The following is a 19,781-nucleotide window of genomic DNA, read 5'->3' as shown; positions in this document are numbered from 1 at the left end:
ACTTCGCGTGCGTGACGGGCGTGCGCGCGGCTCTTTTCGGGTGCTAATTCGCGTGCGTGACGGGCGTACGCAGCTCTTTCGGGTGCTACTTCGCGTGCGTGACGGGCGTGTGCTGCTCGCCGAGGTCGATCCGGCCGTCCGGGGTCGCGATGCCAGCCGTGATCACGTCGCCCGTCTGCAGGTAGTGCGGGTTCTTGGCCTGGGTCTTGAAGAACGCCTTCCACTTCACGGCGGCCGGCAGCAGCGCGCCGATCTTCTCGACCGGCTTGGGCGGGGCCTTGAGGGCGGTGCCGCCGGGGGTACCGGTCAGCAGCAGGTCGCCGGGGTCCAGGGTCTGGAAGCGGGCGAGCAGGGTGAGGGCCTGCGCCGGGCGGACGATCATGTCGGCGAGAGTGCGGTCCTGACGCAGTTCACCGTTGACCGACAACTTGAGCCGCAGATCGAGGAGATGGGCGAAGTCGTCCGGATCGAGGAGCGCCAGATAGGGGCCGGTCGGTGTGAAGGTCGGGTACGACTTGCTCTCGTAGAACTGCGTCTTGGTCAGCTGTACGTCACGGGCGCTCACGTCGTTGGTGATCACGAGTCCGGCGACGTACGACGGCAGATCCCCCTCCTCGACCACGGTACCCACCGGCAGCGGTGCGCCCATGACGAGGCCGAGTTCGATCTCGTAGTCGAGAAACTTCACGTGGGTGGGCCGGACGATGCTCTCGCGTGGGCCGCTGACCGAGCCGGACGCCTTGCGGAAGAAGGCGGGCGGGATGTCACCGGTGAAGCCGGAATCGCGGGCGTGGCTGCGGTAGTTGACCATCTGGGCGACCACCCGGCAGGGGGTGGTCACCGGGGTGAGCGCCACCAGGCCGGTGACCGGCGTGCCCGCCTCACCTGAAGCGGCTGCCTCCCCCACGGCGGCGCGGTCGGCGATCAGCTCGGCTGTGGTAACGGCCTTGGTGTCGACGAGGACGGCACGGCCGTCGCGGACGACCCACCAGCCGTTGGCGGTGCGCAGGACGTTGGTACTCATGTCATTGCCTTCGTCAGAGGGGTGGAGGTCAGGATTTGGCGGCTTTGAGCAGGCCCAGCAGACGCGCCGGGTCCATCTCGCTGTCGCCGCGCAGGGCCTCGATGACATCGCGGACCCGCTGGGGCGAGGGGCTCGCGCCGAGGAAGTCTCTGGTGGCGGGTGGGCCCCACTGAGCAAGGCCGCTCGTCGACATGGGGGCCCAGCCGGGTTCGAGGTCGCAGGAGAACAGGTCGCCGTCGGCGAAGTGCTCCAGCATGAAGCGGTCCGGGTCACGCCAGTAGTCGAAGATCTGGCTGCCCAGGACGTGCCGCCCGATGCCCCAACTGCGCTCATAGCCGCGCTCGTTCAGGTACTCGCCGCCGGCCGCGATCGAGTCGAGGTCGGTCACCTGGTAGGCGGAGTGCACATAGCCGTTGCCCGGCCCCAGGTGCATGGCCAGGGTGTGGTGGTCGACGGCCAGACCGCCCAGATCGCAGCGGATGAACGCCATCGACGGGCCGCGTCCGCGCTGCCCGTCCAGGAAGAGGAAGTCGGACACGATCATCCCGAGGGTGTCCAGATACCAGTCCAGAGCCCGGGCGAACACCCGCGTCTCCAGCACCACATGACCCAGCCGCTGGATACGGGACGGCTCCCGTGCCGGGCGCTGAGTGACGTTCGTACGACGGTGTTCCGTACCGAAGTTGAGCAGTAGCGGCCGCTGTCCTGGTAGCTCGGGAAGCGGTTCGGCGCAGTGCACGACCCGTACCGGGAAGCCGGAGGGGTCGAGCAGGCCGACCACCTTGCCGCCGCCGGGGACGTCCGCATCCCGTACGTCCGTCCCCGTCGCCCGGGCGAGCCGGTCCAGGTCGGCCCGCTCGGCAGCCCGGAACGCCGGGCCGATGAAACGGGACGTGCGCCCGCGTCTGATCACCATGCAGGGTGGGCCGGAGAAGGTGCCGCGCAGCCACAGCTCGTTCTCGGTGCGCGCGGCGGTCTGGAAGCCGAAGTCACGGGCGAAGACCTCGGCCCGGTCCAGGTCGGGCTTCTCGAACTCCAGCCAGGCCAGGTCCGCCACCTTGATCACGGGATTCCGGGATCTGCCCGGATGCTCGCCGCGCTGGGCACCCTGTTCGCTGTGGAGGTCCTGGTGGGCCGTCTTTACATCAGCCCCGTTGACGTGGGTTTCAGACATGGTGCCCTCCGAGCAACTTCATCGTTGTGATGAAATCATCAAGTCTGAGAGACTCCCCGTCAAGGTGTCTGCGGCGGCAAATGATGAATCCGTCAGGACTGCGATTTCCCTCGACCGGGCAATTCGCCACCTCTGAGACCTAACCGCCGATCCACTCGGACCGGCCGAGGAGTCGGACGCATACGACGGCGAGTCCGTCGTCCACTCCCATCGCGATCAGGGCGGCGGTCGCGGTGCGCGTACCGTCGTCCGCCCAGATCCCGGCGTTCACACACTCCAGGAGCTCCACCAGGACCCCCTCCAGCGCCCGGCTCAGCGGGCCGGGCGGAACTGTGGCCTGAAAGACCCCCTGCTGCTGACCCCGGGCGATGATCGCCGCCGCCATGTCGCGGGCGGGGGCGAGGAGTTCGTCCACACGCTCGGCCACGAGGTCCTGGGGGGCGAGGCGGAGCAGGATGCGGTAGCGGTCGCCGACACGCCACACGGCGAGGACGAAGCGCGCCAGCATCGCGACGGCGTCCGGCGCGCGCCCCTCCGGGACCGCGAGCGCCTGCCGCAGGGCCAGCGCGGCGTCCTCCACCAGCCCCTCCACGAGCGCAGCCCGGCCGTTGAAGTGGCCGTAGACCGTACGACGCACCACACCTGCCGCCTCGGCGATGTCACCGACGCTGCTGTCGGGGTCGCGGCCGAGTTCCTGCCTGGCCGCCTCGATGATGCGGGCCCGGGTGAGGCGGGTGCGGCTGCGTTCCGAGGTGTCTGCGATGTATGCGCCGGCCATGCCGATACCTCCGGTCGTCGCTGGGAGGACATCAGATAGTTGCACACGTACGAGCAACTAACTAGCCTGCTCATCCATGGGAAATTACCTGCTCGTGCGTGGGCAATTAATCGCCTCGCGGTGCCGCAGTGCCCTCTCGGGCCGAAAGCCGTGCCGGCGCCGCTCACACCGATCCGCGAACCGCCGAAGCCTCCGCTTCGCCTCCTGCCGAGGAGCTTTCGATGCCGCTCGCTGTCAACACACCTGTCGAGAAGATGACCGAGCCCTGTCCACGGCGCTGGTGGGGACTGCTGGTGCTCTGCCTGAGCCTGCTGATCGTCGTCATGGCGAACACGTCTCTGATCGTGGCCGCGCCGGACATGACCAAGGACCTCGATCTGTCCAGTAGTGACCTGCAGTGGGTCGTCGACGGCTACACCGTCCCCTACGCCGCGCTGATGCTGGTGCTGGGCTCGGTCGGCGACAAGTACAGCCGTCGCGGCGCACTGATCCTGGGCCTGCTGGTCTTCGCGGCCGGTTCGGTGATGGGCGGCCTGGTCGACAAGGCCCACCTGGTCATCGTCGCCCGTGCCGTCATGGGCGTCGGCGCCGCCGTTGTCATGCCGGCCACGCTGTCCCTGCTGGTCGCGATCTTCCCCATAGCCGAGCGGGCCAAGGCCATCACGGTCTGGAGCGCCACCTCGGGCCTCGCCATCGCCGCCGGGCCACTGGCCGCCGGCTGGCTCCTGGAGAACCACGCCTGGGGGTCCGCCTTCCTGATGAACGTCCCCCTCGCGATCGTCGGTGTGGCCGGCGCCCTGCTCCTGGTGCCTCCGTCGAAGGCTGCGAAGATGGGCGCCATCGACTACTTCGGCGGCCTGCTCTCCATCGTCACCGTCGGCTCCCTGGTCTACGCGACCATCGAGGGCCCGCACTTCGGCTGGAGCACGGGCCCGATCGTCGCAGCCGGGGTCGCCGCTGTCGGTCTCCCCGCCTTCGTCGCCTGGGAGCTCGTCCACCCGCATCCGATGCTGGACGTGCGCAAGTTCAGGCAGCGCCCTTTCAGCGGCTCCATACTCGCGGTGCTGTTCTTCTTCTTCGGTACCTTCGGCGCGATCTACTACTCCACCCAGTACCTTCAGTTCGTCCTCGGCTACAACGCCCTGGAGACGGGTCTACGACTGCTGCCGCTGGCCGGAGCGGTCTTCCTCGGCGCGATGGTGACCGGGCGGGTGGCCCCGAAGCTCGGCGTGAAGCCGGTGGTGGGCACCGGCATGGTGATCGGCACGGCAGGCGTCGCCCTGCTCACGCGGGTCGAGTCGGCCTCCACGTACACCGACTTCCTGGCACCTCTGCTGCTGCTCGGCTTCGCCATCGGCCTGAGCGTGTCCCCGGCCACCGACACCATCATGGGCTCCTTCCCCGAGTCGAAGCTGGGCGTCGGCGGTGGCGCCAACGACACCGCGCTGGAACTCGGCGGCTCCCTGGGCATCGCCATTCTCGGCTCGCTCCTGTCCACGACCTACAAGGACAAGCTGACCGACATGGTCGGCGGCCACCTCCCGCCCGCCGCGATGGACGCGGCCAAGGACTCGGTCGGCGGCGGCCTCGCCGTCGCCGAACAGGTCGCGAAGGACCCCGGCGGCGGACCCCGACAGGCTCAGACCCTCGTCGACGCCATTCACGAGTCCTTCGCCCGCTCCGTCGCCCACACCAGTCTCTTCGGCGCCGTCATCATGACCGCCGGAACCCTGATCGTCCTCGCCGTCCTCCCCAGCTACAGACACACCGACAAGCACCGCCCGGCCGACGAGATCGCGGCGGAGGCCGACCGGGACGAGCAGCGCCCCGTGCGGTAGCCGGCCATTGGCCGGACGATCCGTCCGTCAGGCAGGATGGGCGCCATGACCGAGATCCACACCCCCCGCCTCCTTCTCCGCCGCTGGTACGACGACGACCTCACGCCGATGGCGGACATCAACGCGGACTCCCAGGTCATGCACTGGATCGACGACGGCTCGGTGCGCGACCTGGAGTACACCGCCGAGGAGATCGAGCGGTGGGAGGAGGAGTGGGACGAGGAGGGGTTCGGGATCTTCGCGGTCGAGCTGCTGGCCTCGGGCGAGGTGGCCGGCTTCGTCGGTCTGTCCGTGCCCGAGTTCCTGCCGGAGGTGCTGCCCGCCGTGGCGATCAGCTGGCGGCTCGGCTCACAGTTCTGGGGCCAGGGGTACGCGTCCGAAGCCGCCCATGCCACGCTGGAGTTCGCGCTCCAGGACCGCGGCCTCGACCGTGTCATCGCCATCAACCGGATGGGCAACGACGCCTCCGAGAACATCATCACCAAGCTAGGCATGGTGCAGGAACGCGAGACGACCCACCCGGTGTACGGCTATCCGCTGCACGTTCATGCCATCGATCTCACCGAGTTCGAGGCCTGATCACGAGAGGCCGGCCGCGATGTCGAGGGCCGCGCTGTACCCGAAGGTCATCGCGGGTCCGATCGTGGAGCCTGCGCCTGAGCCACTTGTAGTCGGCGCTGAAGACGACCATGCCGCTGGGGACCGTCATGTACGAGGGGTTCAGGCGGGCGAGTTCGGCGCCCAGGATGTTCCCGTCGAGCTGATCGGGTCCGATGGAGCGGCCGCCGGGCGGTCCGCCGGGCAACTCCGGGTAGTAGTCGCTGTATCCCTCCATCCACCGGAACCGCAGCGGGCTGTTGGCCATGACGAATGAGATCATGGCGGGCCCCGTACGTGCCCAGCAGAGACAGGTCCGCGGCGTCGGCCACTCCCGGAAGGCCGGCCGCGAGCGCCAGGGAGGCTCCCGTCGCGCCGAGCACCCGGCGCCGCGACGCTCCGGGCACGGCAGCAGTTTCGGAACGTCTCGCAGGGTCGCGCTGTCGGACACGGCAGGGCGCTCCAACCGGGCGGAGGGACGGGAGAGCATGCCGTACCCCGGGAGGCAACGGCCGCCGGGCGTCCTGGTTCTGATGTGGCGTCAGGAAATGTTGCACGGGGGCCTTGTGGAGTCAAGGGGCGGTACACCCGGCGCCACGCCGAGGGGCGGTTCACCCACGACGACCCTCCGCCCCCCCGGCCGGGAGCCACCTGCCGTCCCAAAATCGGACGCAAGTTACCTAGAGGTATGTAGTGACTTAACAAGCTGGCAACAGTAGAACGTGTTCTCACTCGTCAAGAGTGAGGAGTGTCACATGAACGACACTACCATGCACAACAAGGCCACCAGAGGTGTCTCGCGTCGTAGATTCATCACTGGAACAGGTTCTATTCTTGGAGCGGTCACCCTCTCGGCTCACGTCGCCTCGGCACAGGAACAGGCGGTCGCGGCGGCCGGTCCCATCACCCCCGGCGCCCATGTCGCCGCCCTGGTCATCGGCACCGGGTACGGCGGCGCCGTCGCCGCCCTGCGCCTCGCCCAGGCAGGCGTCGACGTCCACATGATCGAGATGGGCATGGCCTGGGACACCCCCGGCACGGACGGCAAGATCTTCGCCAACACCACCACCCCGGACTACCGGTCCTACTGGCTCCGCACCAGGACCAAACAGCCCCTCAGCAACTTCCTCGGCTTCCCGATCGACAAGGACGTCCCCCGCTACACCGGGATCCTGGACGCCGAGGAAATGGGCGGCATCATCGTCTACCAGGGCCGCGGTGTCGGCGGCGGTTCCCTGGTCAACGGCGGCATGGCCGTCACACCCAAGCGCGAGAACTTCGCCGCCGTCCTCCCCTCGGTCAACGCCGATGAGATGTACGGCACTTACTACCCGCGGGCCAACTCCGCGCTCGGGGTCGGCACCATCGACCCGGCCTGGTTCGACACCACGCCCGGATACCAGTACGCGCGGGTCGGCCGCAAGCACGCCCAGCGGTCCGGTTTCCCGTTCGTCTTCGTCCCCGACGTATACGACTGGGACTACATGAAGCAGGAGGCGGCCGGAACAGTCCCCAAGTCGGCGATGGCGGGCGAGATCCTCTACGGCAACAACTACGGCAAGAAGTCCCTGCAGAAGACCTACCTCGCGCAGGCCTCGGCCACCGGCAGGGTCACCATCTCGCCACTGCACAAGGTCACTTCGGTCGCACCGGCGGCCGGCGGCGGCTACACGGTCCTCATCGACCAGATCAACACCAACGGCGACACCACGACCACCAAGACCGTGACGGCGGACCGCGTCTTCTTCGCGGCCGGCAGCGTCGGCACCAGCAAGCTGCTGGTCAAGCTGAAGGCCACCGGCGCGCTGCCCGCCCTCAACTCCGAGATCGGCAAGGGCTGGGGCGACAACGGCAACGTCATGTGCGGTCGCGCCAACCACCTGTGGGATGCGACCGGTTCCCTCCAGGCGAGCATCCCGTGCGGCGGCATCGACAACTGGACCGCCGGTGGCGCGTTCGCCGAGGTCGCACCGCTGCCCACCGGTATCGAGACGTGGGCCTCGTTCTATCTGTCGATCACCAAGAACCCGAACCGCGCCCAGTTCACCTGGAACGCCGCGACGGGCAAGGCCGAACTCAACTGGCAGACCGCCTGGAAGCAGCCGTCCATCGACATGGCCAAATCAATCTTCGACAAGATCAACGCGACGGAAGGGACGATCTACCGCACCGACCTCTTCGGCGTCTACAAGATCTGGGGCGATCACCTGACCTACCACCCGCTCGGCGGCGCGGTCCTCAACAAGGCCACCGACAACTACGGGCGTCTGCATGGCTATTCGGGTCTCTACGTCATCGACGGTTCGCTCATTCCCGGCAACACCAGCGTGAACCCGTTCGTCACCATCACCGCACTCGCCGAACGGAACATCGAGAAGATCATCGCCACCGACCTGTAACGGCGGCGCCCACGGGAAACTCGGTTCAGTGCGTGGGCAGCACGCACACGGCGTCCAGGCCGAGTACATGGTTGAGCCGGCCGAACGCCAGCCAGGAACCGATGCTCATGCTCAGCTCCACGATCTCGTGCTGAGTGTAGTGCGCGGTCATCCGCGTCCAGAACTCGTCATCGAGACCGTGGTGGTCCAGGGCGTACCGCTCGGCGTACTCCGCGGCCAGCCTGGTGCGGTCGTCGAAAGCGTCGGTGGTACGCCACTGGGTCACCGCCTCGGGGAACTCGTCCTCGACCTTCCGGCCCTCCCGTTCGGTCCGCCAGTCGAGGCAGAACAGACACCCGTTGATCTGCGCGATGCGCAGGCGCGCGGCCTCGAACTCGCGCAGTCCCAGGGTGGTGTGCTCGTAGACGGACAGCGAGAAGTTCGCGGCGGCCATCCCGATACCGGGGACCATCTCGCCCCACACGTACCCGATCGGCTCCTGGCCCTCGGGGATGTCGATCTGCATGGTCATGGGGTCACTTCCTTCCGAGTCGGCCGACTGCCGGGCGCAGCGGGACGTCGAGCGCGTCGTAGAGTCCGGGTTCCGCGTCCACCAGCCAGTCGATGGCGCCCACCAGCCGGCCCACCGCGGTGGCGTTCCCGCCCGCGGACCGGTTCTCGCCCTCGTCGCCGGCCTCGACGGTGACCTCGATGCGGGGGCTGCCCTCGATGATGACGCGGTGGGCTCCGTCGCCGCCGTCGGGCGGGGTCGGCCAGTCCGGTGCGCAGGACGCGTGGATGCGCGTGATGTGCTCGATGACGATGCGGGGTTCGCCACCGACGATCCCCTGCACCTCGAACCGCACGGCGCCCTGGGTACCCGCCTCGAACTCCCCCATGGTCCGGGTGCTCACCGTGGTGTCGAGCGCCCTGCGTTCCAACGTCTCCCGGATGTCGTCGAGTTCGACGCCGAGGGCCCTGGCCATGAGCCGTATCTGCCCGCCCCAGACCATGGTCGGGATCGACGGCGCGAGCATCAGCGGCTCGTAGTCCATGCCATGCCCCATACCGATCAGATGGCGGACGGAGTCCTCCTGCTCGTACGTGGAGTAGTCGAAGATCTCCTGGCAGCGAATGGCGTCGATCGTGGTGCCGAGTCCGCTGATCAGCAGCGGCAGGACGTCGTTGCCCCAGCCCGGGTCGACGCCGGAGACGAAGAGCGAGCCGCCGCCGTCCGCGATGGCTCCCAGCACCGGATCGCGGAACTCGGGCGGGGCGTTGCGCTGGTCGTAGAGCGGGTACAGCGCGGGGGTGACGACCACGGCGCCGGCGCGGATCGCCCTGCCGATGTCGTCGAGCGCCTCGTCGGGCCGGATGTCGCCGGTCGCCGCGTACACGACGGCCCCGGGAGCGGCGGCCAGTACGGCGTCGATGTCGTCGGTCGCCGTGACCCCCAGTCCATGGTCGAGGCCGCCGAGCTCGCCCGCGTCGCGGCCGACCTTGTCGGAGTTGTGGACGAGTACTGCCGCGAGTTTCAGCGCCGGGTGGGCGTCGACGGCGCGGATCGCCGCACGGCCCACGTTGCCGGTGCCCCAGACCACCGTGGAAATCATGCGGCGGAGAGTAGCCAGAGGACCGCGAGGTTCATAGGGCCATGACCGGTGAAAGTGTCTGACCGGGCGCGAGCCGCAGAGGTACGTTTTCGGACGGCACGGGCGGTCACCCGTACGGCCGTGGGCGAGATATCGGGGAATCCTGGCCTCACGCCCGCGACCTGCGGTTTCAGGGCTGCCCCGTGGTTCAGCTGTTGCCCTCCGGGGCACGGTGTGACGTAATCGGAGAACCGGAAGGGCGGAACTTGGCGATGCCGATGGTGCCGCGCCGGAAGGAGCGGCTGGAATGCACGGGTACGCAACCGGGAACGACGACGGGGTCACCGCCGCGCCGGGAGGGCTGCTCGACCTGTTGAGGGTCGCGGCCGTCGTGGTCGACAGCTACGGGCACATCGTGCTCTGGAGCCCCGAGGCCGAACAGTTGCTCGGATACCGGGCGGAAGAGGCCCTCGGCCACCGCACCGACGAACTCCTCGTATCGGCCGACAACCTGCAAAGGGCGCGCCAGGTGTTCGCGCAGGTGCGGTCGGGAGCGCGCTGGGCGGGCGTCTTCCCCATGCGGCACAAGGACGGCACGGAACGCCCCGTCGAGTTCCGCACCATGCGACTGCACGACAGGGACGGGCGCATCCACCTGCTGAGCCTGGTGACGGACGCCACCACCGTACGGCGCGTGGAGCGGGACCTCGCCCTGTCCCACAGCTTTGTGCAGCAGACCCCGGTGGGCATCGCCGTCTTCGACAACGATCTGCGCTGGGTGGGTCTCAATCCGGCGCTGGAGCGGATCAACGGCCTCCCTGAGGAGGCGGTCCTCGGGCATCGGGTCGCTGAGATGCTGCCGGGTCTCGACGTGGAGGCCATCGAGTCGCGCATGCGTCTTGTGCTGGCCAGTGGCAGGCCGCTGCTGGACCAGCAGTCCGTCGGCAGGACGCCGGCGGACTCCGAGGAGCGCGCGTACTCGGAGTCGTACCACCGCATCCAGGACGCGGAGGGCCGCGTACTCGGCCTCGCGATGTCCATCATCGACGTCTCGGAGCGGCAGCAGGCAGCGGCCGAGATCTCCCAGGCACGCGAGCACCTGTCCGTGATCGCGGACGCCGGTGCCCGCATCGGCACCACACTGGATCTTCAGCAGACCGCCCGGGAACTGGCCGACGTGGCCGTACCGCAGCTCGCGGACCTGGCCGCCGTCGACGTACTGGAAGCCGTGGTCGCCCACGGCACCACCACGGCGGTCGTCGGAGACGCCCAGGCCGAGTTCCGGGCGCTGGCCGTGGCGGCCGGATACCTCACGGACGCCATTCACGCCGCCGACCCGGTAGGCGAGCTGGCCACCTACAGTTCGACGCGGATCATCACCCAGTGCGTCAGGGAAGCCAGGCCGATCCTGGTCGAACACGTGGATTCGGCCATGATGCGAAGCATCGCCAGGGACTCGCACGCCGCTCAGACCCTGCGGATGGCAGGCGTCCACTCCTATCTGGCCGTCCCACTGGTCGCTCGGGGCGAGGTGCTGGGCACGCTCAGCCTCTATCGCACGATCAACACCCGGCCGTTCGACGAACAGGACCGCATCCTCGCCTCGGAGCTCGCCGCGCGCGCGGCGATCTGTGTCGACAACGCCCGGCTCTACGGACGCGAACGCAGCGCCGCGCTCACCCTCCAGCGCAGCCTGCTCCCCCGCACTCCGGTGGACCACGACGGACTCGACATCGCCGTCCGCTATCTGCCCGCCCTGAGCGAGGTCGGCGGGGACTGGTACGACGTGCTGCCGCTGAGCCGGGGCCGGACCGGTCTGATCGTCGGTGACGTGATGGGCAAAGGTGTCCAAGCGGCCGCGGTCATGGGCCAGTTGAGCACCGCCACCCGCGCCCTGGCGCGGCTCGATCCGTCTCCCGCCGAGCTGTTGGGCCACCTCGACGACATCGCGGGCTCTCTCGGCGACACGATCGCCACCTGTGTCTACGCCGTGTGCGACCCGCGGCGGGGCACCTGCGAGCTGTCCAGCGCCGGTCACCTCCCGCCGGTGCTGATCCGTCCCGACAGCGATGCGGAACTGCTCGACATCCCCGGCGGCGTGCCCCTGGGCGTCGGGGGCGTGCCCTTCGGCACCATGGAGGTGGAGCTGCCCCCGGGTTCACTGCTCGCCCTCTACACCGACGGTCTGATCGAGAACCGTACGGAGCCCATCGACGCGGGCCTGGACACGATGACACGGCTCCTGCAGAGCAGCCGGCTGTCCTTGGAGCGCACCAGCGACATGCTGCTGGACGCACTGCGCCCCGAGCCCGACGACGATGTAGCCCTGCTGCTGGCCCGCACACGCGACTGACGGCCGCTCACGCCTCCACCGCGCTGCCCGTCGTACGGAAGCGCGCCCGGTACGCCGTCGGTGAGACGCCCAGCGCCTGCTGGAAGACCCGGCGCATGGACTCCGCCGACCCGAAGCCCGCCTCCTCGGCGACCATGTCGACGGTGTCGGTGCCGGATTCCAGCAGGGCCCGTGCGGCTTCGAGGCGTACCGACTCGACGTACTGGCCGACGGTCATTCCCGTCTGGGCGCGGAAGAGTCTGCTGAGGTGGCGGGTGCTGACTCCGGCGCCGCGGGCGAGCGCGTCCAGGTCGCGGGCCGCGGCGGGGTCGGCTCCCACCAGGTTCATGACGCGGCGGACGACCAGGTGGGTGGCGTCCCGTGGCGTCAGGCGGGCGCTGAACTGGGACTGGCCGCCGGGGCGCGCCATGAAGACGACGAGTTCGCGGGCGACCTCGCGGGCCATGTCGGGGCCGTGGTCCTCCTCGACGAGGGCCAGGGCGAGGTCGATGCCCGAGGTGACGCCCGCGGAGGTGATGACGTTGCCGTCCCGTACGAACAGCGGATCCGTCTCGACCGTCACCCTGGGGTAGGCGACTGCCAACTCGTGGGCGAGCTGCCAATGGGTCGCGGCCCGGCGGTCGTCGAGCGCTCCCGCCTCCGCCAGCACGAAGGCGCCCGCGCACACGGAGGCGACCCGCTTGGCACGTCCCGCGAGGTCCACGGCGGCGCCGACCAGGCCTCCGTCGGCGACCGCCTGCCGCCATTCACGTCTGCCGGGGACGATCAACGTGCCGAGCCGGGCGGGGACTTCGTCCCAGCTTCCGTCGACGCCGATCCGCACGTTCGCCGAGGTGCGGATGTCGGCTCCGGTGACGGACACCAGGCGCACGTCGTAGCGGGCTCCGTAGGCGTTGGCCGTCGTGAGGACCTCCACGGGGCCGGTGACGTCCAGCAGTTGTACGCCGTCGAAGGCCAGCACCGCGACGACATGGGCCGCGGTGCCGAAGACGCCGGGGGTCACTCGGGCCACGGAGAGTCCAGGATGGTGCGGACGAAGTCGCCCCGCTCGAAGCCGGGTACGAAGTGCTCCAGTACGTCGGCCTTGACGTTGCCGAAGGTGGTCTCCGGCTTGGGGCTGATGCCGTCGGTGAAGGCACCGAGGATCTGGTTCTTGAAGTCGGGCCGGGGGTGCAGGGCGACGATGCGGGCGCGGTCGGCGGCGGAGATGTCCTCGTAGCCGATGCCCAGGACGTCGTACTCGACGCCCGCCGTCACCAGGGCCACCTCCGGTTCCATGAACTGCGGGATGCCGGGCGTGGTGTGCAGGGCGATCGCCGTCCACACGCGGCGGATGCTGTCCTCGGGCACGTCGTGCGTGCGCAGGAAGCGGCGGGCCTCGTCCGCTCCGTCCACCTCGAAGCGACGTCCGCTGGAGTGGAAGCGCTCGGACAGTCCGAGGTCGTGGAACATCGCGCCGAAGTAGAGGAGTTCGGGGTCGAAGCTCAGGTCGCGGTTGCCGCCCTGGAGCGCGCCGAACAGATACACGCGGCGCGAGTGGTGGTACACGAGGTCGCTCGTGGTGTCCCTGACCAGTTCGGTCGCTTCCCTGGCCAGCTTGGTGTCCGGCACGCTCACCCCGGCGACCGGGTTGGAGTCTGTGGTCATTTCCTTCACCCGCACTTCTTGCTCGTTGCCGCTGCCGGTCCGTCCGGCGACACAATCCAGCCTCGTCGGATCGGCGGCGCGGCGCCACGGCAGCAGAGACAGACAACCCACAGATACGGACACACACATGCCGTACGCAGCTACATCTCCTGTCGGAGCTGCAGGTCAACAATCCCTGCTCTTGGCATGGACCTGCCCACAATCACCGGCTACCGTCATCGACGCACGTTCCAGAGAGCGCTCTCACCCTGCCCTTCCGCTCCCCTACCCCACGACCGGAACGACGAAAGGCAACTCCCTTGAGACGCAAGACAGTTCTGCGATCCTGTCTGTCCGCAGCCCTGCTCCTGAGCACCGTGGCCGCCGGTGTCGGCACCCAGGCATCCGCCGCCGAGACCCCCACCACCGCGAAAAAAGCCCCGGCGTCAGCGGGCCTGATCACCGCCATGCAACGGGACCTGGGCCTGACCGAGACTCAGGCCACCGCCCGGCTCAAGGCCGAGGAGACGGCCCGTACCGTCGAGCGCGCGGCCGAGCGTGCCGCAGGCGGCTCGTACGGCGGGTCGTGGTTCGAGGCGGAGAGCGGGAAGCTCACCGTCGCGATCACCGACAACGCACGTCGGGAAGCCGTCGAGGCCACCGGCGCCCGCGTCACTCTCGTCGAGCACAGCGAGCGGCAGCTCGACGCCGCCATGGCGCGGATCGACAAGCTCGACGCCCCCGCCGGCGTCAGCGGCTGGCATGTCGACCCCAGGACCAGCTCGGTCGTCGTCGACGTGGTCGCCGCTCAGAAGAACGACAACGATGTCCGGGCCTTCGTGGCCCAGGCGCGCCAGGCCGGTCCGGTGACGGTCGACGAGACGGGACGGACGCCGCGCACCCTCGCTGCCGGGACCGTCGGCGGAGACCCGTACTACACGGGCAACGTCCGCTGCTCCATCGGCTTCTCCGTGTACGGGGGCTTCGTCACCGCCGGACACTGCGGACAGCCCAGCGCCGGTGTGAGCGGCTGGGACGGCAGCTACATCGGCAACTTCCAGGGTTCCTCCTTCCCCGAGAACGACTACGCCTGGGTCAACGTCGGCAGCGGCTGGTGGACCGCGCCCGTGGTCCTGGGCTGGGGAACCGTCTCCGACCAGCTCGTCCGCGGCTCGGGTGAGGCCCCGATCGGCGCCTCCATCTGCCGTTCGGGCTCGACGACCCACTGGCACTGCGGCACCGTGCTCGCCAAGAACGAGACGGTCAACTACAGCCAGGGTGCCGTGCGCCAGATGACGAAGACGAACGTCTGCGCCGAAGGCGGCGACTCCGGCGGCTCCTTCATCAGCGGCGACCAGGCCCAGGGCGTCACCTCCGGCGGCTGGGGCAACTGCAGCAGCGGCGGCGAAATCTGGTTCCAGCCCATCAACGAGATCCTCAGCCGCTACGGGCTGACCCTGCACACCGCCTGATCGGTGGTCAGGACCGTTCCGGCACGCGCCATGTGCCGGAACGGCGAGGCACCCGCCCACGAAGCCCCGCCCCCCGAGGTATGCGGTTCGAACCGTCCCCGCCCCTCACCTGTCACAAGACCGTTGTTACGGTTCACAAATGTCCGACTCATCACGCGACACCTCCGAGGGCGCCGGCTGGGGGACGCCGGAACTCGGCGACTACAAGGCACTGATGCCACACCGGGTGGAGAAACTCTCGTGGCTCAACCCGAAGACGCTGTGGCCCGCCCGCAACGGCGTGCTGGCCTCCTGGTTCGGGGACCCCACGGGCCGCACCCGCAATCAGTGGGTGGAGGCACGGAGGGCCGCCGGGGCGCCCGCCGACGCGGTGATCCGGCGCGATGATCCGGACGAGTTCTCCTTCATGGTCATCGGCGACACCGGCGAGGGCGACGACCCTCAATACGCCGTGGTCCCAGGGTTTCTGAGGGTCGGTCAGGACACGAGGTTCGCCGTACTCGCCAGTGACGTGGTCTATCCGGTCGGCGGCGCCGACGACTACGGCACGAAGTTCTACCGCCCGTTCAGGGACTACCAGGCACCCATCTACGCGATACCGGGCAACCACGACTGGTACGAAGACCTCCGGGCCTTCATGCGCGAGTTCTGCGACGCGACGCCGCCGACGCCGGAATCGGCATCGGCACCGCAAGCCGGGCCGCGCCTGCTGTCGAGAGCCTGGCTGCGGTCGCTGCTGTGGCACACACCTGCCACGCCCGACGAGCAACGTCTCGCCGAGGCGCGGAAGATGCGTTCGGCGCCCGCCCAACAGGCCGTCCAGCCAGGCCCGTACTGGGCCATCGATGCCGGACCGGTGCGCATCATAGGAATCGACACCGGGCTCCTGGGCACCGTCGATGCCGAGCAGGGCCGCTGGTTGCGTGAGGTGTCCAAGGGAGACACCCCCAAGATCCTCATCACCGGCACGCCCTTGTACGTCGATGCCGAGCATCACCCCTGCCCCATCGAGGGCGGCGGCACCGTCGACGACATCGTGCGCGATCCCGGGCATCACTACGTCGCCGCGATAGGGGGCGACATCCACAACTACCAGCGCTATCCGGTACGGGTGGACAGTCGCGTCATCCAGTACGTGGTCGCGGGCGGCGGCGGGGCGTTCATGCACGCCACCCACACCATCCCGCCCGTCTCGGCCACCGAGGTCGCCGGAGTCCCGGAGGAGGACTTCCGCTGCTACCCGCTGCGCGGTGACTCCCTCGCCTTCTACAGCAGGCTCTACGGTCGCCGCCTCCACCTGCGTCGCTTCTTCACGCTCACCGAGGCCCAGGCCAGGGCGGTCATCGCCGAGCGCCTCGGAATCCGCCCGACCCGCGAGCGGGGTGAGCCCGCCGAGGTCACCCCGCGCACCCGCCTCGTGGCGAGCCTGCTGGGCGCCGGCCGCCGCCCCGGTCCCACCTCGCGATTCCGCCTCCCGGTGCGCAAGACCTACACCCAGCTGTTCTCGCCCGGCTCGGCGACGTACAGCCCGCCCTTCTTCAAGTGCTTCCTACGTCTGGACGTCACCCCGGACTCCATCCGGCTGCGCTGCTTCTCCGCAACGGGGAACCGCCGGCAGGAATTGGATCCGCCCGTCGAGGACGAGGTGACCATTCCTCTCCGGCGCCGCACGGTGTGATCCCGAAGTCACGGGGCCGCCGGGCTCACCTGCGGCAGCAGGGCTAACGTGGCCGTGTATGAAGATGAAGCTTCCCCTGGACGCCGTGCCACGCCTGACGGGCTCGGTGGTCCTCGGTGCCGGGGGCGGTGTGGCCGTAGGACTGCAGACGGACGTCTTTCTGGGGCTGCTGGCGGGGATCGCCGCGACGGAACTGTTCTTCGTTGTGGCGGGCTGGCTGGTGCTGTGGCCCATGGACGCCGCCGCTACCCGCCGCAACGCGCGGCGCGAGGACTTCCGGCCCGTGACCGACGAGATCGTGGTCGTCGCGGTGGCCCTGTGCGGGCTGTCCGCGATCGTGCTCCTGCTGGTGCGCGGCAGCAAGGCCGAGGACGGCCAGGCGGCGGCCGTCACGGCCCTGTGCGCGGTATTCCTGGCCTGGTCCGCCCTGCACCTGAACTACGCCGCCCGCTACGCCTACGTGTACTACGAGGACAACGGCGGAATCGACTTCAACTCCGACCAGCCGCCCTCCTACCGCGACTTCTTCTATTTCAGCTACAACCTCGGAATGACCTATCAGGTCTCCGACACCGACGTCTCGAATTCCAGGATCCGCTCGATCGTGCTCAGACACACTCTGCTGTCGTACGTATTCGGCACCAGCATTCTCGCCACGGTCATCAACGTCGTGGTGGGGATCGTGAGCGTCTGACCGACAGCGGCCCGGAGCCTCCACGGTGGCCGGCACCATTACCCCGAATGGCGCCCTCAGGTGGACAGGCAGACGATGGTATGCAGGGGTTCTGATGTGAAGGGAGCCGTCATGATCGAGGTCAAGACGGTCGACAAGCCGGATGAGCGGCGGGATTTCCCTCGCGGTCACCTCGAAGCTGTGCACCTCACCGGGCTCGACTTCGCCGTGGGCACCTTCGAGCCGGGCTGGCGCTGGTCCGAGTCCGTGGCACCCATCGCGGGAACCGAGAGCTGCCAGGTCCATCACAACGGCTATGTCGTCCAGGGACGGATGCATATCCGCATGGACGACGGCGGCGAGAGCGAGGTCGGACCGGGCGACGTGTTCGTCGTCCCGCCCGGACACGACGCGTGGGTCGTGGGAGACGAACAGGCCGTGGTGTACGACTTCGCCGGAGGCATGGCCAGGGAGTACGCGAAGGCGTCGGACGGATAGCACAGGCTCACAAGACCGCCCGCCATCGCGTGGTGGGCGAAGTGAGTTGCCCCGCCCGCGGAAGACGGGACAACGGGGCACAGCTGCGGAGGCGGTCGGTGACGGCGCCTCCGCGGTCCTAAGCTCGACGTATGGCCAAGTACTTTGACGTGCACCCGGACAACCCGCAGCCGCGCACCATCAGCCAGGTGGCTGAGATCATCCGCGGCGGAGGTCTCGTCGCCTATCCGACGGACTCGTGTTTCGCGCTCGGGTGCCAGCTCGGCAACCGGGAGGGGCTCGACCGGATCCGCGCGATCCGTCGGCTCGACGACCGCCACCACTTCACGCTGATGTGCCAGGACTTCGCGCAGCTGGGCCATTTCGTGCACCTCGACAACACGGTGTTCCGGGCGATCAAATCGTCGACCCCCGGCAGCTACACCTTCATCCTCCCGGCGTCGAAGGAGGCCCCGCGCAGGCTGCTGCACCCGAAGAAGAAGACCGTCGGCGTCCGGATCCCCGACCATGTCGCGGCCCAGGCGCTCCTCGCCGAACTGGGCGAGCCGCTGCTGTCGAGCACCCTGCTCCTGCCCGGCGAGGACAAGCCCCTGACCCAGGGGTGGGAGATCAAGGAGGAACTCGATCACGTGGTGGACGCCGTCCTCGACTCCGGTGACTGCGGCACCGAGCCGACGACGGTCATCGACTTCTCCAGCGGGGAAGCCGAGATCGTACGCCGGGGAGCCGGAGACCCTTCCCGGTTCGAGTAGTCCGGCCTCGGGGCGGGCGCCGTCGCACACGCCCGGCGCTCACAGGTCGAGGACCGCGCGGAGTGCGTTGTCGACGAGCGCCTGCTGTTCGGAGCCGATGTTGCCGTGCGGGGTCCCCGTCTCGAAGCGGGATGCCGAGAGCTGAACGAGGTTGACGGCGACGACCGACGCCTCCACGGGGGCGGCCAGGCGCACGCTCATGGCGGTGTCGGGGTGCACGGCCGGGGCATGCAGGACGAGCGCGACCACAGCCCCGTACGCGTCGGCGAGCCCGTCGAGGCTGACGACCAGCACCGTGCGGGTGCCCTTGCCGGTGTCGACGTCCCACACGTCACCCTTGCGGATCATCACAGGGCGTCGCCCTCGCCGTTGAGATCGAGGGGGCCATGGGCGTCGACGGCGGCCAGCTTGCGGGCGGCGTCGAGCGTCATCTGACGGCGTACGGCCTGCACGATGTAGGCGTTCAGCGAGGGTGCGTCGGCGGCGGCGGCGCGCAACGCGTGGTCCATGGTGTCGGGGATCCGCACGGTGACTACACTCATGCAGCCAAATGTAGTGGCACATGTGCAGCCACCGCCAGTGCCGCCAAGGAGAGCGCGCCGTCTCCGCCGGTCCGTGGCCGGCGGCGAATCGACCTCTACGGCTCGACGATGTGCCGCAGATAGGCGTGCGGATCGGCGAGGTAGCGGCGCCAGTGGTCCACCACGCCGAGCTCCTGCCAGGCGACCTTGCGCATGCCGTGCTCGCCGACCTCGACGATGTCCGCGCCCGGCAGGGCGGTCAGCAGTGGGGAGTGGGTGGCACAGATGACCTGGCCGCCCTCCTTGGTCAACCGGTCGATGTGCCCGATGAGTTCGAGGCAGGAGGAGAAGGAGAGGGCGGCCTCCGGCTCGTCCAGGACATAGAGCCCGGCCTGAAGGAACTTGCCGCGGAACGCGGCCAGAAAGCCTTCGCCGTGGCTCACCGACTCGGGCGAGAAACCCTCCCTGCCCAGGGCGTCGAGCGCGGTCTCGGCCCGCAGGAAGAAGCCCTTGCGGGCCGACCAGCTGGAGGCCATACGGCGCCCGCGCGGTGCCGCGTCGAACCTCACCCGCTCGCCGAGCACCGACTTTCCGCGCTGGGAGGCGTAGCGCCAGTCGTGGGAGCCGCCGTAGGAGTCCAGGCCGAACGCCTCCGCGAGCGCCTCGACCAGGGTCGACTTCCCCGAGCCGTTCTCCCCGACGAGGAAGGTCACCGGCGCGGTGAAGCGCAGCCCCTCGTCGAGCAGCTGCCGTACGCAGGGCACCGACCACGGCCAGGTGTCCTGGTCGTACGAGGAGAGGTGGGCATACGCACGTTCGACAATCAC

19 protein-coding genes and 1 pseudogene are annotated in these 19,781 nt (G+C 68.9%); 9 read left to right on the top strand and 11 right to left on the bottom strand.

The features are described from left to right. Positions 1 to 85: 85 nt before the first annotated feature. The 3 genes from ACFVKT_RS10155 to ACFVKT_RS10145 form a co-directional block, all read right to left on the bottom strand. Positions 86 to 1,024 (bottom strand): fumarylacetoacetate hydrolase family protein, encoded by a 939-nt coding sequence (locus tag ACFVKT_RS10155; protein ID WP_385729542.1) that lies wholly within the window; start codon positions 1,022 to 1,024, stop codon positions 86 to 88. 28 nt (positions 1,025 to 1,052) lie between these two features. Continuing rightward, positions 1,053 to 2,198, bottom strand: coding sequence for a VOC family protein (locus ACFVKT_RS10150; RefSeq protein WP_385729540.1), 1,146 nt, complete (start codon positions 2,196 to 2,198; stop codon positions 1,053 to 1,055). Between the two features lie 139 nt (positions 2,199 to 2,337). Further along, positions 2,338 to 2,976 (bottom strand): TetR/AcrR family transcriptional regulator, encoded by a 639-nt coding sequence (locus tag ACFVKT_RS10145; RefSeq protein ID WP_385729538.1) that lies wholly within the window; start codon positions 2,974 to 2,976, stop codon positions 2,338 to 2,340. 221 nt (positions 2,977 to 3,197) lie between these two features. Here ACFVKT_RS10145 and ACFVKT_RS10140 point away from each other — a divergent pair, with 221 nt between their 5' ends. Together ACFVKT_RS10140 and ACFVKT_RS10135 are read left to right on the top strand one after the other, a co-directional pair. Next, positions 3,198 to 4,814 carry an MFS transporter gene (locus ACFVKT_RS10140; protein ID WP_385729536.1) on the top strand — a complete coding sequence of 539 codons (1,617 nt, stop codon included), beginning with the start codon at positions 3,198 to 3,200 and terminating at the stop codon, positions 4,812 to 4,814. A 45-nt stretch (positions 4,815 to 4,859) separates the two neighbouring features. After that, entirely contained in the window at positions 4,860 to 5,393 is a 534-nt protein-coding gene (locus tag ACFVKT_RS10135; RefSeq protein ID WP_385729534.1) for a GNAT family N-acetyltransferase, read from the top strand. 79 nt (positions 5,394 to 5,472) lie between these two features. Here ACFVKT_RS10135 and ACFVKT_RS10130 read toward each other — a convergent pair. After that, positions 5,473 to 5,703 (bottom strand): annotated as a pseudogene (locus ACFVKT_RS10130) (3-oxosteroid 1-dehydrogenase); the annotation flags it as partial. A gap of 463 nt (positions 5,704 to 6,166) precedes the next feature. On the opposite strand from ACFVKT_RS10130, the gene ACFVKT_RS10125 reads away from it, so the two are divergent. After that, complete coding sequence (locus tag ACFVKT_RS10125) at positions 6,167 to 7,810, top strand: GMC oxidoreductase (protein ID WP_385729532.1); 1,644 nt, start codon at positions 6,167 to 6,169, stop codon at positions 7,808 to 7,810. 25 nt (positions 7,811 to 7,835) lie between these two features. On the opposite strand, the gene ACFVKT_RS10120 is transcribed toward ACFVKT_RS10125, so the two are convergent. Together ACFVKT_RS10120 and ACFVKT_RS10115 are read right to left on the bottom strand one after the other, a co-directional pair. Next, positions 7,836 to 8,315: a carboxymuconolactone decarboxylase family protein gene (locus tag ACFVKT_RS10120; protein ID WP_385729956.1), complete on the bottom strand. Its 480-nt coding sequence runs from the start codon at positions 8,313 to 8,315 to the stop codon at positions 7,836 to 7,838. Between the two features lie 10 nt (positions 8,316 to 8,325). Beyond that, positions 8,326 to 9,402: a dihydrodipicolinate reductase gene (locus ACFVKT_RS10115; RefSeq protein WP_385729530.1), complete on the bottom strand. Its 1,077-nt coding sequence runs from the start codon at positions 9,400 to 9,402 to the stop codon at positions 8,326 to 8,328. Between the two features lie 286 nt (positions 9,403 to 9,688). Here ACFVKT_RS10115 and ACFVKT_RS10110 point away from each other — a divergent pair, with 286 nt between their 5' ends. Next, on the top strand, positions 9,689 to 11,734 hold the full coding sequence (locus tag ACFVKT_RS10110) for a SpoIIE family protein phosphatase (RefSeq protein ID WP_385729528.1): 2,046 nt from the start codon (positions 9,689 to 9,691) through the stop codon (positions 11,732 to 11,734). A gap of 7 nt (positions 11,735 to 11,741) precedes the next feature. Here the strand turns inward: ACFVKT_RS10110 and ACFVKT_RS10105 are convergent, their stop codons facing one another. Both ACFVKT_RS10105 and ACFVKT_RS10100 read right to left on the bottom strand, forming a co-directional pair. Continuing rightward, the gene (locus ACFVKT_RS10105; RefSeq protein WP_385729526.1) at positions 11,742 to 12,746 is read right to left on the bottom strand and encodes a GlxA family transcriptional regulator; all 1,005 of its coding nucleotides are present in this window, start codon (positions 12,744 to 12,746) and stop codon (positions 11,742 to 11,744) included. Further along, positions 12,734 to 13,381: an HD domain-containing protein gene (locus tag ACFVKT_RS10100; protein ID WP_385729525.1), complete on the bottom strand. Its 648-nt coding sequence runs from the start codon at positions 13,379 to 13,381 to the stop codon at positions 12,734 to 12,736. Before ACFVKT_RS10100 ends, ACFVKT_RS10105 begins: the two co-directional genes overlap by 13 nt. A 299-nt stretch (positions 13,382 to 13,680) precedes the next feature. On the opposite strand from ACFVKT_RS10100, the gene ACFVKT_RS10095 reads away from it, so the two are divergent. The 5 genes from ACFVKT_RS10095 to ACFVKT_RS10075 all read left to right on the top strand — a co-directional run bounded on the left by ACFVKT_RS10095 (position 13,681) and on the right by ACFVKT_RS10075 (position 18,433). Further along, positions 13,681 to 14,832, top strand: a complete 1,152-nt coding sequence (locus ACFVKT_RS10095) for a S1 family peptidase (protein ID WP_385729523.1) — start codon at positions 13,681 to 13,683, stop codon at positions 14,830 to 14,832. A gap of 139 nt (positions 14,833 to 14,971) precedes the next feature. Then, positions 14,972 to 16,510, top strand: a complete 1,539-nt coding sequence (locus tag ACFVKT_RS10090; RefSeq protein WP_385729521.1) for a metallophosphoesterase family protein — start codon at positions 14,972 to 14,974, stop codon at positions 16,508 to 16,510. A 58-nt stretch (positions 16,511 to 16,568) separates the two neighbouring features. Beyond that, entirely contained in the window at positions 16,569 to 17,204 is a 636-nt protein-coding gene (locus tag ACFVKT_RS10085) for a DUF1345 domain-containing protein (RefSeq protein WP_385729519.1), read from the top strand. Between the two features lie 111 nt (positions 17,205 to 17,315). Next, positions 17,316 to 17,681, top strand: a complete 366-nt coding sequence (locus tag ACFVKT_RS10080; protein ID WP_385729517.1) for a cupin domain-containing protein — start codon at positions 17,316 to 17,318, stop codon at positions 17,679 to 17,681. A gap of 131 nt (positions 17,682 to 17,812) precedes the next feature. Then, positions 17,813 to 18,433, top strand: a complete 621-nt coding sequence (locus tag ACFVKT_RS10075) for an L-threonylcarbamoyladenylate synthase (RefSeq protein WP_385729515.1) — start codon at positions 17,813 to 17,815, stop codon at positions 18,431 to 18,433. A gap of 39 nt (positions 18,434 to 18,472) precedes the next feature. Here the strand turns inward: ACFVKT_RS10075 and ACFVKT_RS10070 are convergent, their stop codons facing one another. From ACFVKT_RS10070 to ACFVKT_RS10060, 3 genes are all read right to left on the bottom strand, one after another. Further along, entirely contained in the window at positions 18,473 to 18,781 is a 309-nt protein-coding gene (locus ACFVKT_RS10070) for a hypothetical protein (RefSeq protein WP_384382930.1), read from the bottom strand. Further along, entirely contained in the window at positions 18,781 to 18,975 is a 195-nt protein-coding gene (locus ACFVKT_RS10065) for a hypothetical protein (protein WP_385729513.1), read from the bottom strand. Before ACFVKT_RS10065 ends, ACFVKT_RS10070 begins: the two co-directional genes overlap by 1 nt. Before the next feature lie 95 nt (positions 18,976 to 19,070). Then, positions 19,071 to 19,781: an AAA family ATPase gene (locus tag ACFVKT_RS10060; protein WP_385729511.1), complete on the bottom strand. Its 711-nt coding sequence runs from the start codon at positions 19,779 to 19,781 to the stop codon at positions 19,071 to 19,073.

Origin of the sequence: Streptomyces sp. NPDC127595 (assembly GCF_042671685.1) — a bacterium.
In the GTDB taxonomy this organism is placed as follows: Bacteria; Actinomycetota; Actinomycetes; order Streptomycetales; family Streptomycetaceae; genus Streptomyces.
This window is presented reverse-complemented; position numbering and strand designations above follow the sequence as displayed.